General features: G+C 69.2%; 11 protein-coding genes and 1 pseudogene. 7 read left to right on the forward strand and 5 right to left on the reverse strand.

Annotation, left to right across the window (positions count from 1 at the left end):
• Nucleotides 1-25 precede the first annotated feature (25 nt).
• The 3 genes from AB0I69_RS00685 (at nucleotide 26) to AB0I69_RS00695 (ending at nucleotide 4,016) form a co-directional block, all read left to right on the forward strand.
• A complete protein-coding gene (locus AB0I69_RS00685) occupies nucleotides 26-787 on the forward strand; it encodes a L,D-transpeptidase family protein (protein WP_363093270.1) in 762 nt (253 codons plus the stop codon).
• 10 nt (nucleotides 788-797) lie between these two features.
• Nucleotides 798-2,417: a peptide-N4-asparagine amidase gene (locus tag AB0I69_RS00690; RefSeq protein WP_363093271.1), complete on the forward strand. Its 1,620-nt coding sequence runs from the start codon at nucleotides 798-800 to the stop codon at nucleotides 2,415-2,417.
• Between the two features lie 174 nt (nucleotides 2,418-2,591).
• Complete coding sequence (locus tag AB0I69_RS00695; protein ID WP_363093272.1) at nucleotides 2,592-4,016, forward strand: cation:dicarboxylase symporter family transporter; 1,425 nt, start codon at nucleotides 2,592-2,594, stop codon at nucleotides 4,014-4,016.
• Nucleotides 4,017-4,081: 65 nt separating this feature from the next.
• Here the strand turns inward: AB0I69_RS00695 and AB0I69_RS00700 are convergent, their stop codons facing one another.
• Nucleotides 4,082-4,942 carry an SDR family NAD(P)-dependent oxidoreductase gene (locus AB0I69_RS00700; RefSeq protein WP_363093273.1) on the reverse strand — a complete coding sequence of 287 codons (861 nt, stop codon included), beginning with the start codon at nucleotides 4,940-4,942 and terminating at the stop codon, nucleotides 4,082-4,084.
• Nucleotides 4,943-5,025: 83 nt separating this feature from the next.
• Between AB0I69_RS00700 and AB0I69_RS00705 the strand changes: the two genes are divergently transcribed.
• On the forward strand, nucleotides 5,026-5,709 hold the full coding sequence (locus AB0I69_RS00705) for a TetR family transcriptional regulator (protein ID WP_363093274.1): 684 nt from the start codon (nucleotides 5,026-5,028) through the stop codon (nucleotides 5,707-5,709).
• A 20-nt stretch (nucleotides 5,710-5,729) separates the two neighbouring features.
• Here the strand turns inward: AB0I69_RS00705 and AB0I69_RS00710 are convergent, their stop codons facing one another.
• Nucleotides 5,730-6,698 carry a DJ-1/PfpI family protein gene (locus AB0I69_RS00710; RefSeq protein WP_363093275.1) on the reverse strand — a complete coding sequence of 323 codons (969 nt, stop codon included), beginning with the start codon at nucleotides 6,696-6,698 and terminating at the stop codon, nucleotides 5,730-5,732.
• Between the two features lie 142 nt (nucleotides 6,699-6,840).
• Here AB0I69_RS00710 and AB0I69_RS00715 point away from each other — a divergent pair, with 142 nt between their 5' ends.
• The gene (locus tag AB0I69_RS00715; RefSeq protein ID WP_363093276.1) at nucleotides 6,841-7,479 is read left to right on the forward strand and encodes an HD domain-containing protein; all 639 of its coding nucleotides are present in this window, start codon (nucleotides 6,841-6,843) and stop codon (nucleotides 7,477-7,479) included.
• 36 nt (nucleotides 7,480-7,515) lie between these two features.
• On the opposite strand, the gene AB0I69_RS00720 is transcribed toward AB0I69_RS00715, so the two are convergent.
• The gene (locus AB0I69_RS00720; protein WP_363093277.1) at nucleotides 7,516-8,004 is read right to left on the reverse strand and encodes a MarR family transcriptional regulator; all 489 of its coding nucleotides are present in this window, start codon (nucleotides 8,002-8,004) and stop codon (nucleotides 7,516-7,518) included.
• A 112-nt stretch (nucleotides 8,005-8,116) separates the two neighbouring features.
• Here AB0I69_RS00720 and AB0I69_RS00725 point away from each other — a divergent pair, with 112 nt between their 5' ends.
• Nucleotides 8,117-9,919 (forward strand): ABC transporter ATP-binding protein, encoded by a 1,803-nt coding sequence (locus AB0I69_RS00725; RefSeq protein WP_363093278.1) that lies wholly within the window; start codon nucleotides 8,117-8,119, stop codon nucleotides 9,917-9,919.
• Between the two features lie 43 nt (nucleotides 9,920-9,962).
• Complete coding sequence (gene mltG, locus AB0I69_RS00730) at nucleotides 9,963-10,805, forward strand: endolytic transglycosylase MltG (RefSeq protein ID WP_363093279.1); 843 nt, start codon at nucleotides 9,963-9,965, stop codon at nucleotides 10,803-10,805.
• A gap of 308 nt (nucleotides 10,806-11,113) precedes the next feature.
• On the opposite strand, the gene AB0I69_RS00735 is transcribed toward mltG, so the two are convergent.
• On the reverse strand, nucleotides 11,114-12,190 hold the full coding sequence (locus tag AB0I69_RS00735; protein ID WP_363093280.1) for an NAD(P)-binding domain-containing protein: 1,077 nt from the start codon (nucleotides 12,188-12,190) through the stop codon (nucleotides 11,114-11,116).
• Between the two features lie 42 nt (nucleotides 12,191-12,232).
• A pseudogene (locus AB0I69_RS00740) lies at nucleotides 12,233-13,247 on the reverse strand (LLM class flavin-dependent oxidoreductase).
• Nucleotide 13,248 lies beyond the last annotated feature (1 nt).

The raw sequence follows: 13,248 nt of genomic DNA on the forward strand, positions 1-13,248 counted from the left end.
CTGAATGCGATGTGAGCATGGGCCGATGCAGAGTGGCGGCACACGACGTGCGACGGTCGCGATGGCGGCTCTCGGTTCCCTCCTGACGATGACGACCCTGTCCGCGTGCGGAAGCGCGCACACCGGACACCCCGGCGGCCAGAAGGGGAGACCCGGCGCACAGGCGACCCACCCGAGACCGGCGACCGCCTCCGCCGTCCCGGACCCGACCCGCATCCCGGACGTCGGGGACCGGCTCCAGCGCGGCATCCCCGCCGACACGAGCCAGGTCCTGACGGTCTACGGCGACGGCAAGGACTCCCCGGACTCCACAGCCGTACTGTTCACGAAGCACGGCTCCACCTGGGACCGGACCGCCAGTTGGCCCGCGCACAACGGCAAGAGGGGCTGGACCACCGACCACCACCTCGGCGACAGGCGCAGCCCCGTCGGCGTGTTCACGCTGACCGCGGCGGGCGGTGTGCTCGACGACCCGGGCACGGCACTCCCGTACTCCCAGGACGAGTCGTACGAGGCGCCGCGCGACTGGGACGAGTCGCACTGGCACGACTTCGACTACGTCATCGCCATCGACTACAACCGCGTCCCCGGCACCCCGCCCGACGACGCGGAACAGCCCGACGGCGAGGACAAGGGTGGCGGGATCTGGCTGCACCTCGACCACGGCAGCGGAACGTCGGCCTGTGTCAGCCTGTCCAAAGGGGCGATGGAGTACCTGCTGCGCACGCTCGACCCGGACAGGCATCCCGTCGTGCTGATGGGGGACAGGGCGGACCTCAAGGGGTAGAACACCGCCCATGAGAAACCGGATAGTCATGTCCATGCTCGCCGGGGCGACCCTCCTGGCGAGCACCCTCCTCGGGGCCGGCCCCGCTCAGGCCGCCGATGCGAAGGCCCAAGTCACCGACGTCCCCGCCGAGTTCGGCACCGACTGGCACGACCCCCTCACCGCCGCCCCGCCCATCTCCAAGCCCGCGACGAAGTCCTGCCAAGTCACCCTCGCCGACACCGAGTTCCGCGACTTCACCCCGTACAAGGGCACTTACACCCCGCCCAAGGACTGCGGCGACCGCTGGAGCAAGGTCGTACTGAGACTGGACGGGACGGTCGCCGGACGGCAGTACGACCGACTCGGCTATCTGCACGTCGGAGGGGTCGAGATCCTGCGTACGTCCACGCCGGAGCCCTCGCCCGACGGCATCACCTGGTCCGTCGAGAAGGACGTCACGCGCTACAGCGCCACCTTCCGCAGCGCGCAGGACGTCGAGATGCTCATCGGTAACGTCGTCGACGACACGTACACGGGTGTCATCGGCGTCAAGGCCACGCTGACGTTCTACGAGGGCAGACCCGCGGCGGCGCAGACACCCGACCGCGTCCTCACCCCCGCCGCCGACTCGACCGTCACCACTCCGCGCAACAGCGAACGCATCGTCGCCGAGGTCTACGCCACCGGGTCCGGCGGCGGCTGCGAGGAGTTCTGGTATCTCGCGGTGCCCGGCTCGGCACCGTACTCCTGCCAGGCCGACAAGGGCCCCTACCGCGAGGTGCAGATCAAGGTCGACGGCCAACTCGCGGGAATCGCCGCGCCGTTCCCGAACGTGTGGACCGGCGGCTGGTCCGACCCCTTCCTCTGGTACGTCATTCCCGGCCCGCGTGCCTTCGACGTGAAGCCGATCGAATACGACCTCACGCCCTTCGCCGGACTGCTCAACGACGGCCGACCGCACCACATCGACGTCTCCGTCGTGGGCGTGCCCGAGGGGCAGAGCGGTTGGAGCGCGCCGGTGAACGTGCTCGTCTGGCAGGACGCGAAGCGGGCCCACGTCACCGGGAAGCTCACCCTCGACCGGGCGGGTGAACTCGCCAACTCCTCGACGTACACGCCCGGTTCGGAGGAACGCGTGGACACCGACGCGGGCCATCGGCTGACCACTGCCGGGTACGTCGACACCTCGCACGGCCGGGTGCGGACCACCGTCGACCGGACGCTCGCGAACACCTCCGTGCACCGTTGGATCGACGGCGAGAACATGGACGGGCTCGACGCGACCTGGACGGACGACGAGTCGGTGACCGTCGACGGGCGTGGACCGGCCCGGACGACGGCCACGCATCGGACGTACACGATGAACGGCGCGACGACGATCGGGACGGACGACCGGCTGCGTACCGTTCTCACGCTCGGCGACCGTGCGGCGGTCGTCGACACGCGGGACGGGCGCCGGACGGGGTGGTCGCGGCTCGACGACACCTACAGCGGGGACGCGACCTACACGCTGAACGTGCCTCGTGACCAGCGGCACGCGGTCGGGACATCGAGCGAGCGCTACCGGCTGTACGGCTCGGGTGGCTGCTACGACCGTTCGCTGAGTACCGCGCAGGGGGTGCTCACCGAGGACCGCAGCGGCTGCTGAGGCGTTGTGCGTGCGATGCGTCACTCAGGTGCGTGATTTACACGGCCGTCACACGGAGGTTTTCCGGACGATCAACAACGGCTTCAAAGTGTCCACTCGGAAGCCGCTTTCCGTATCGCAGAAGTCGCCCCCCATCGACTTCCGCGAACGACCGTCCCCCCTCAAGGAGTGCCCGTGCCGCCGTCCGTCCCGCCCCTGCCGCGACGCGTCGCACGCATACTGCGTACCTCACTCTTCGCGCAGGTCGCCTGCGCGCTGGTCCTCGGAATCCTCGTCGGAAAGCTGTGGCCCGACGTGGCCACGGACCTTCAGCCCCTCGGCGACGGATTCACCCGGCTCATCAAGACGATCATCTCGCCGCTCGTGTTCTGCGTGGTCGTCGTCGGCATCGCCAAGGCCGGTGACCTCAAGGCCTTCGGCCGGATCGGCCTCAAGGCGCTGATCTGGTTCGAGGTCGCGAGTACTGCTGCGCTGATCATCGGTCTGGTCCTCGCCAACGTCGTCCAGCCCGGTTCCGGGATGCATGTCGACCCGGCCACGCTGAACACCTCGGCGGTGGACGCGAAGACGGGCGGCGCCGCGCTGCCCTCGACGACAGAGTTCATCGTCAACGCGCTGCCCACCAGCTTCGTCGGCGCCTTCGCCGAGAACTCCCTGCTCCAAGTCCTCATCCTGGCCTGCCTGGTGGGCGCCGCGCTGCTGCACCTCGGCAACACGAAGGTGCCGAAGGTCCTGCCCGCGATCGAGCAGGCCCAGGAGATCATCTTCGCGATCGTCGGCTTCGTCATGCGGCTCGCCCCGCTCGCCGTGTTCGGCGCGATGGCCGTCCTGGTCGGCCAGTACGGGCTCGGCGTCATCAAGACCTACGCGAAGCTGATCATCCTCTGCTACGTCGCCGCCGCGCTCTTCGTCGCACTGCTCTCCGTCGCGCTGCGGCTGGTCACCGGGCTCAGCCTCTGGAAGTTCCTCCGTTACATCCGCGAGGAGATGCTCCTCGCGCTCGGCACCGCCTCCACCGAGTCCGTCATGCCGCGCGTGATGCAGAAGCTGCGCAAGGCCGGCGCCCGGGACGACGCGGTCGGCCTGGTACTGCCCACCGGCTACTCCTTCAACCTCGACGGCGCCTCGCTCTACCTCTCCATCGGCACCCTGTTCATCGCCCAGGCCGTCGGCGTCGACCTCAGCCTCGGCCAGCAGATCACCGTGATCCTGGTGCTCATGCTCACCAGCAAGGGCATGGCCGGCATCCCCGGCTCGGCCTTCCTCGCCCTGTCCGCGACCGCCTCCTCGCTGGGAGCCATCCCGGCCGGCGCGGTCGCCCTGCTCCTCGGCGTGGACCGCATCATGGACTCGATGCGCGTCGTCACCAACCTCCTCGGCAACTGCGTCGCCGTCTTCGCGGTCTCCCGCTGGGAGGGTGCCCTCGACATCGAGCGGGCGAAGAGGGTCCTCGACGGCGAGATCACGGACGTAGAGGAAGAAGCCGTAGAGGAAGCCGTAGAGGAAGTCGTAGCGGAAGACGTGGACGAAGAAGTCGTACCGGAAGAGGCGGGGATTCCCGCTCAGGTCGTCAAGGAGACTGCTTCCGAGGCCAGTTGACCCCGTTGTGGCGGGCCGTGGCTCCTGTGTCCATCGGTACGGTGGGGGAGTCGCGGCCCGTTTTCCTATGCCTGGTCGACGAGGTCGACCGGGTAGTCCTGGTCGAAGTCGGCCGACCGGCTCACCTGTTCCCATGCGGCCGCCTGCGCGATCTGGTCGCGTGAGTAGCTCTGAGCCAGCTCGACGGCGGCGACTCCCAGGAGGAGATGGGAGGGGAGGTTCGGCTGCTTGACGATGCGGACCAGGATCTCCCCGGCGCGCTTCGGGTCGCCGGCGGCGGTCACGGGACCGTCGAAGTAGCGGATCAGCGCGCCGACGGTCTCGTCGTACTCCGGCGCCACCTCCGGGATCTCCATCGACGAACCGGCCCAGTCGGTCGCGAACCCGCCCGGTTCCACGACGAGGTACCTGATGCCGAACGGCGCGGTCTCGGCCGCGAGCACGCGCGTGAAGCCGTCGACCGCGAACTTGGCCGCCTGGTAAGAGCCGAGCCCGGGATTCCCGCCGACCCGGCCGCCGACGGACGAGAACTGTACGACCGTGCCCCCGCCCTGCGCCCTCAGGAACGGGAGCGCTGCCGTCGAGACGTTGTAGACGCCCCAGAAGTTCGTGTCGAACTGTCGACGGAAGTCGTCCTCGGGTGTCGTCTCGACCGGGGAGAGGTTGGCGTACCCGGCGTTGTTGACGACCACGTCGATCCCGCCGAAGCGGTCGACCCCGGCCTGTAGAGCCGCCGTTGCGGCTGCCCGGTCGGTGACGTCGAGTGCGACGGGGAGTACGTGGTCGCCGTACTTCTCCACGAGGTCTTCCAGCTGTTCCGGTTTGCGCGCCGTGGCGACGACTCGGTCGCCGGCCTCCAGGGCCGCGACGGTGAGGTTGCGGCCGAAGCCGCGGGACGAACCGGTGATGAACCATGTCTGAGTCATGCATCTAGCAAAACACTGTTTCGTTATTAGTGCAACCCGGTTGCGCTAAATTAATGCAACCGGGTTGCGCTATGCTCTGGGTCATGAGCACGCCCAGTCCCCAACGCGCCCGCAGCGCGGCGGCCAAGCAACAGCGCGAGCGGGCGATCCTCGACGCCGCACGATCCCTCGGTGCCGAACGCAGCGTGCGCGAGGTCACACTCACGGACATCGCCGCCGCCGTGGGCATGCACAAATCCGCCATGCTGCGGTACTTCGAGACCCGGGAGCAGATCTTCCTGGCGCTGACCGCCGAGGGCTGGGAGGACTGGTCGGCGGCGCTTCGGGTGCGGTTGAGTGAAGTCGCCGACGGAGATTCCGACGCGGTCGCGGCCGTCGTCGCGCAGACGCTCGTCGCGCGGCCGTTCTTCTGCGATCTGCTCGCTCAGGCGCCGTTGAACCTGGAACGCAACGTCTCACTCGACTCGGTGTACGAGTTCAAGACGGTCGTACTCGGTGAAGTCGCTTCGGTGGCAACCGAGTTGTGCCGGATGCTCGCGATCACCGAGCGTTCGGCCATTGATGTGATCGCCACGGCGACGAGCATGGCCGGGGCGCTGTTGCAGATGGCAGCCCCCGGTACGCGTCTCCGCACGCTGTATGAAACCCACCCCGAGTTGGCGCATGCGCTGGTCGACGTCGAACCCCAACTCGCCCGCATCCTGGCTGCGTTGCTGACAGGGCTGCGCGCTACTGCCACGCCGACGCAGCCTTCAGTGGAGGCGTGAGCGAAGCCGACAGTCCACGGCTACGGCATCGATGACTGGCGGTGCGTGCTGGCGAACCGGCTGCGATAGTGCGTCGGAGTCGTGTCCAAGTGGCGGGCGAAGGCGCGGCGGAGGGTCTCGTCGGTGCCGAGCCCGCTGTGGTGCGCCGCGGAGGTGACGCTGTGGCCTTCGAGGAGGAGATGCTGGGCGCGGTCGAGGCGGACCCGTTCGACCCAACGGGCGGGCGTGGTACCGAGTTCGGTACGGAAGAGCCGCGTCAGGTGCCGCGGGCTGACGGCGACGGCCGCCGCCATGGCGGACAGGCTGTGGTCGGCGGCGGGGTCGGCCAGCACGGACGCGATCAGCGACCGTAGCGGATCGGTGCGCGGTGGTGGGGTGGCGGTGGCCGTGGAGAACTGCGACTGCCCGCCCGGGCGTTGCATGAAGACGACCAGTTCGCGCGCGATGTCCCTGGCGACGTCCGCTCCGTGGTCGTCCTCGACGAGGGCGAGGGCGAGATCGATCCCGGCGCTGATGCCGGCCGAGGTGACGAAGTGCCCGTCGCGGACGTGGATGGCGTCCGGCTCGACGCGCACCCGGGGGTAACGGCGGGCGAGTGTCTCGGCGTGCCGCCAGTGCGTCGTGGCCGAACGGCCGTCGAGCAGGCCGAGTTGGGCGAGGACGAAGGCGCCCGTGCAGACGGACGTGACCCGTGCGGAGTGGGCGGTGAGGGTGCGGGTCGTGGTCAACAGTTCGTCCTCGGCGGGCTGTTGGGCCAGCCGGTCGCCCCCGGCAACCACGACGGTGTCGACCGGCCCGGCGTCGACCGCGGTCACCGTGCCCGTCAGCGTCAGCCCGTTGGACGCGGTGACCGCGCCGCCGCGGGGCGAGACCAGCACCAGCTCGTAGGGATGCCCCAGCTGGCCCGACTGGGCCAGCACCTCGGCGGGGCCGCTGACATCGAGCATGGTCACGCCGTCGAAGACGATGAACCCGACCCGATGCGTCATGCCGGAAGCCGCGTCTGAGGCCACGCCTGGAGCCATGTCCGAATCTGTGGTTTTCCTGGCTGTGAGGACATGGCTCCAGCGTACGCCGCTGACGATCCTGGAGGCATACGGCATCCAACGGCATCCAGGAGAGGCAAGAACGATGAGTGAAGTGATCGCAGGAGTGGAGATCCCGGACACTGCCCTGGTGCGGGAGGCGACCGAGCTGGTGCGTGAGGCGGCGTCGCCGTTGCTGTTCGACCACTCCCGGCGGGTGTTCCTGTGGGGAGCCCTGCGCGGCCGGGAGCAGGGGCTCGACTACGACCCCGAACTGCTCTACGTGGCCGCGATGTTCCACGATCTCGGGCTCACCGAGAAGTTCCGCCGCACCGACCAGCGCTTCGAGATCGACGGCGCCGACGAGGCCCGCCGGTTCCTGCACGCCCATGGCATCACCGGTGAGTCGGCCGACCGGGTCTGGACGGGCATCGTCCTGCACACCACACCGGAGATCCCGCTGCACATGTCGGCCGAGGTCGCCCTGGTCACCCGGGGGGTGGAGCTGGACGTCCTGGGTATCGGCTATGACGTCGTCTCCGACGAGCAGCGCGCGGCCGTCGTGGCGGCACACCCCCGCCCGGACTTCAAGAACGGGATCCTCGCCGCCTTCACCGAGGGCATCGAGGACCGCCCCGAGACCACCTTCGGCAACATAAAGGCGGACGTGCTGGCCCACTTCGTACCGGGCTTCGTGCGCGGCGACTTCGTCGAGCGCATCAAGGACTCGGACTGGCCGGAGTGACACCGGTCCGGCCTCCGGAGGGAACCCCGGCGCGGGTCAGCAGGAGTGCCCGTGCCCCTGTCCCGCATGCTCATGTCCCTCATGCGCGCCGGGCGCCCCGTCCACCAACGTGTCCAGCAACCCCCGCAACACCTCACGCTCCACATTCGTGAGCGGCGCCAGAATCTCGTCCACCGCCCCCCGCCGCGCACCCCACAGCTCCTGCAATGCCTTGCGGCCGTCGTCCGTGATCTCGATCCGGATCACCCGCCGGTTGGACGGATCGGGCACGCGCCGGACCTTGCCGCTCGCCTCCAGGCCGTCGACCAGCGTCGTCACGGCGCGCGGCACCACCTCAAGCCGCTCGGCGAGGTCGGCCATGCGCGGCGGGGAGCCGAAGTGTGCGAGGGTGCGCAGCAATCGGGACTGGGCGGGGGTGATGCCGAGGTCGCGCTGCTCCAGATGGCGCTTCTGGATGCGGCTCACCCTGCGGGTGAGCCGCAGCAACTGCTCCGCGAGCAGGCCGTCGGAATCGGGGGTGGTCATGCGGGAACAATATCAGGACCTGGTTCATTGTGAGTATAGGTAACAATGAGCTATGCTCCACCGGTCTTCATTGCTCCACCAGTCCTGATCGCCTCACCATCCGTAGGAGACCATGCCCCGCGACGAAATCAAGTGGACACCGTCCCCCGGCGCCTCGACCGACCAACCCCGGCAGGTGCGCCGCATCCTCAAGCTCTTCAAGCCCTACCGCGCCCGGCTCACGGTCGTCGGCCTCCTGGTCGGCGCCGCGTCCTTGGTCACCGTGGCGACCCCGTTCCTGCTGAAGGAGACGCTGGACGTCGCCATCCCGCAGGGCCGCACCGGCCTGCTGAGCCTGCTCGCGCTCGGCATGATCCTGAGCGCCGTCCTGACCAGCATCTTCGGCGTGCTGCAGACCCTGATCTCCACGACGGTCGGCCAGCGCGTCATGCACGACCTGCGCACAGCGGTCTACGGCCGCCTGCAGCGCATGTCGCTCGCCTTCTTCACCCGGACCCGCACCGGCGAGGTCCAGTCCCGCATAGCCAATGACATCGGCGGCATGCAGGCCACCGTCACCTCCACGGCCACCTCCCTGGTCTCCAACCTCACCAGCGTGGTCGCCACGATCATCGCGATGATCGCCCTGGACTGGCGCCTGACCGTCGTCTCGCTCCTGCTGCTCCCGGTCTTCGTATGGATAAGCCGCCGCGTCGGCAACGAGCGCAAGAAGATCGCCACCCAGCGCCAGAAGCAGATGGCCGAGATGGCCGCCACCGTCACCGAGTCGCTGTCCGTCAGCGGCATCCTGCTCGGCCGCACCATGGGCCGCTCCGACTCGCTCACCCGGTCCTTCTCCGAGGAGTCCGAGGGCCTGGTCGATCTCGAAGTCAGGTCGAACATGGCCGGGCGCTGGCGCATGGCCGTCATCTCGATCGTCATGGCCGCGATGCCCGCCGTCATCTACTGGACGGCCGGCATGACCCTCCACCTGGGTGGCCCGGATGCCTCGATCGGCACCATCGTCGCCTTCGTCTCGCTCCAACAGGGCCTGTTCCGCCCGGCCGTCAGCCTGCTGTCGACCGGCGTCCAGATCCAGACCTCGCTGGCGCTCTTCGCCCGCATCTTCGAGTACCTCGACCTGCCGATCGACATCACCGAGCGCGACAACCCGGTCCACCTCGACACCATCAAGGGCGAAGTCCGCTTCGAGGACGTCGAGTTCCACTACGACGACAAGAGCGGCCCGATCCTCGACGGCGTCGACATCACCGTCCCGGCCGGCAACAGCCTCGCGATCGTCGGCCCGACCGGCGCCGGAAAGTCGACCCTCGGCTATCTCGTGCCCCGGCTCTACGACGTGACGGGCGGCCGGGTCACCCTCGACGGGGTCGACGTCCGCGACCTGGACTTCGACACGCTCGCGCGTGCCGTCGGCGTCGTCTCCCAGGAGACGTACCTCTTCCACGCCTCGGTCGCCGAGAACCTCCGCTTCGCCAAGCCGGACGCGACCGACGAGGAGCTGTACACGGCGGCGCGCGCGGCACAGATCCACGAGCACATCGCGGGCCTGCCCGACGGGTACGACACGGTCGTCGGCGAGCGCGGCCACCGGTTCTCCGGCGGTGAGAAGCAGCGCCTGGCCATCGCGCGCACCATCCTGCGCGACCCGCCGGTCCTGATCCTGGACGAGGCGACCAGCGCGCTGGACAACCGCACCGAGGCGGCCGTCCAGGACGCCATCGACGCCCTGTCGGCCAACCGCACCACGCTCACCATCGCCCACCGGCTGTCCACCATCCGCAGCGCGGACCAGATCGTGGTCCTCGACTCCGGGCACGTGGCGGAGCGGGGTACGCACGAAGAACTGCTCGAACAGGACGGGCGGTACGCGGCCCTCGTACGCCGGGATGCCCAACTGGAACCGACAAGCTGAAGATATGCCGGGTTTGTGACGTTATGCGGGTTACCGTGCCCGCATGCAGATGAACACTCCGCCACGGAGCACGATTCGACTGACCCGCAGGGGCCGGGTCGCCCTCATCGCGACGGGGGCCGTCGTGGCCGGCACCGCCGTGGCGGTGCCGCTGCTGAGCCTGGAGGGTGAGGGGGACGCGCGGCCCACGTCACTGGTGATCCCGGAGGGCTGGCGCTCGGGCCAGATCTACGAAGCCGTGGACAAGGTCCTCGCGCTGCCGGTCGGCACCACCAAGAAGTCGATCGCGAAAGCCGGCCTGAAGCTGCCGAACGACGCGGAGGGCAACCCCGAGGGCTATCTCTTCCCGGCGACGTATCCGCTGGAGAAGAAGTCGACGCCCGCGTCGCTGCTGTCGTTCATGGTCAACACCGCGAACCAGAAGTTCAACGGCGCCCCGGTCGCCGCCGGTGCCCAGCGCAACGCGATGAACGTCTATCAGGCGGTCACCATCGCGAGCATCGTGCAGGCGGAGGCGGCGTCCAAGGCCGACATGGGGAAGGTGGCCCGGGTCATCTTCAACCGGCTGGAGCGCGGCATGCCGCTGCAGATGGACTCCACCATCAACTACGCCCTGAACCGCGCCACGTTGAAGACCACCAGCAGCGACACCCGGCTCGACAGCCCCTACAACTCCTATCAGCGCATGGGTCTGCCGCCCACCCCGATCGACAACCCAGGCGAGGACGCGATGCGCGCCGCGATCAACCCGCCCCCGGGCGACTGGCTGTACTTCGTCACGGTCAAGCCCGGCGACACCCGCTTCGCGGCCACCTACGAGGAACACCAGCGCAACGTCGCCGAGTTCAACGCGGCCCAGAGGAACAGCGCGTCGCCCACGAAGTGACCGGCGCGGGACGAAGTGGGGCGGCGCTCGGCTTTCCGGCCGGCGCCGCCCGATGTGTCGCGGGACCGTGCGGAGTTGATCTCGGACGGTCTGTGCGGTGGGCGGGGTGGCGTCAGACCCCTGTGCGCCTTTTGGGGTGGGTGACTTGTGTTTCGTTGGCGGGTGCGGGTTAGCTGTGGCTGGTCGCGCAGTTCCCCGCGCCCCTTAAAGGCCTTTGGCCGGCCGGTACCTTCCGGTTCTGCCGTGTTCGAAATCGCCTCGAACGGGATCGTGAATCCCACCGCTCGCGCGAGCGCCCCCTAACAACCTCAGATCGATACCGGCTCCCCGGCCAGCAACCGCCTGATGTCCCGTACGGCAGCCCGCCCCGCCCGGTTCGCGCCGATGGTGCTCGCCGACGGGCCGTAGCCCACGAGATGGACGCGCGGGTCGGCGACCGCCCTGGTTCCCTCGACTCGGATGCCGCCACCCTGCTCGCGCAGCTTCAGCGGTGCCAGATGGTCGATCGCGGCTCGGAAGCCGGTCGCCCACAGGATGACATCGGCGTCCACATGGCGGCCGTCGTTCCAGTCCACCCCGTCGGGCGTGATCCGGTCGAACATCGGCTGCCGGTCCAGGACCCCGTCCGCGAGCGCCTGCCGGATCGCGTCGTTCAGCGGCAGCCCGGTCACGGAGACGACGCTCTTCGGCGGCAGCCCCTGCCGCACCCGCTCCTCCACCAGCGCGACGGCCGCCCGGCCCACGTCCTCGGTGAAGGGACCCTCACGGAACACCGGCGGACGCCGGGTCACCCACGTCGTCGCGGCCGCGTACGGGGCGAGCTCCATCAGATGCTGCGTACCGGACGCACCCCCGCCCACCACGACCACCCGCAACCCGGCGAACTCCTCGGGCCCCGGATATTGCGCGGTGTGCAACTGCCGCCCCCGGAACGTCTCTTGACCCGGATAGCGAGGCCAGAACGGCCGGTCCCAAGTCCCGGTCGCATTGATCACCGCCCGCGTCGGCCACGTACCGTCCGACGTCTCGACGAGCAGCCGCCCGTCCACGCCCTCCCGGACCGCCTTCACGTCCACCGGCCGCCGTACCCGCAGGTCGAAGGCCCGCTCGTAGGCGGCGAAGTACTCGGCGATCACCTCGGCGGACGGTCGCGCCGGATCGGCGTCAGTGAGTTCCATGCCCGGCAGCGCGTGCATCCCGTGCACCTTGCCGTACGTCAACGACGGCCACCGGAACTGCCAGGCCCCGCCCGGCGCGGGCGCGTGGTCCAGCACCACGAAGTCGCGCTCCGGCTCGAAACCGGTGCGCCGCAGGTGATAGGCACCGGCCAGTCCTGCCTGCCCGGCGCCTATGACGACCACGTCGACCTCACGCGTGTTGTTCACGCTTCTACGAACAGCACCGAGGGCATGGATCTTCCCGCGCCCTCAGCGCCCGCTTCCCACGAGGAACGGCGAGCCGACCTTGGCGCCCTCGACCAGCCCGCGCGCCGCCAGCTCGGGAATCACGCCCTCGCCGAACCAGTACGCCTCCTCCAGATGCGGATAGCCGGAGAGCACGAAGTGCTCGACGCCCAGCGAGTGGTACTCCTCGATCAGGTCGGCGACCTCGGCGTGGCTGCCCACCAGTGCGGTGCCCGCGCCGCCCCGGACGAGGCCGACCCCTGCCCACAGGTTCGGATGGATCTCCAGTTCGTCCCGCGAGCCGCCGTGCAGGGCCAGCATCCGCTGCTGGCCCACCGACTCACTGCGCCCGAGCGCCGCCTGCGCAGCCGCGACGGTGTCCGCGTCGAGGTCGTCGAGCAGCCGGTTCGCGGTCGCCCACGCCTCGGCCGACGAGTCCCGCGAGATGGTGTGCAGCCGCACCCCGAACCGCACGTCCCGCCCCTCCCGCTCGGCGAGCCCGCGAATCCAGTCGATCTTCTCCTTGACCTGCGCCGGAGGCTCTCCCCAGGTGAGATACACGTCCGCATGCCGAGCGGCGACCGGCCCGGCAGCCGCCGACGACCCACCGAAGAACACCTGCGGCACCGGATCGGGCGGCAGCGCCGTCAGCCCGCCCTCGACCTGGTAGTGGACACCGTCGAAGTCGTACGGCTCTCCCCGCCACACCCCTCGTACGACCGACAGGAACTCGTCCGTACGGGCATACCGTTGGTCGTGGTCGAGATGGTCGCCGAAGCGTCGCTGCTCGGCCGAGTCGCCGCCGGTGACGACGTTGAGCAACAGCCGCCCGCGCGTGACGCGTTGATAGGTCGCCGCCATTTGCGCGGCGAGCGTCGGCGAGATCACTCCCGGCCGGAAAGCCACCAGGAACTTCAGCCGCTCGGTGTGCTGGGCCAGTGCCACCGTCGTCAACCAGGCGTCCTCGCACCACGTGCCGGTCGACGAGCGTACCGCCGTCGCCGCCGGTCGGCAGGAACCAGTGGAGACGGACGGTCATG

This window comes from Streptomyces sp. NPDC050508 (assembly GCF_040655155.1).
Classification (GTDB): Bacteria; Actinomycetota; Actinomycetes; order Streptomycetales; family Streptomycetaceae; genus Streptomyces.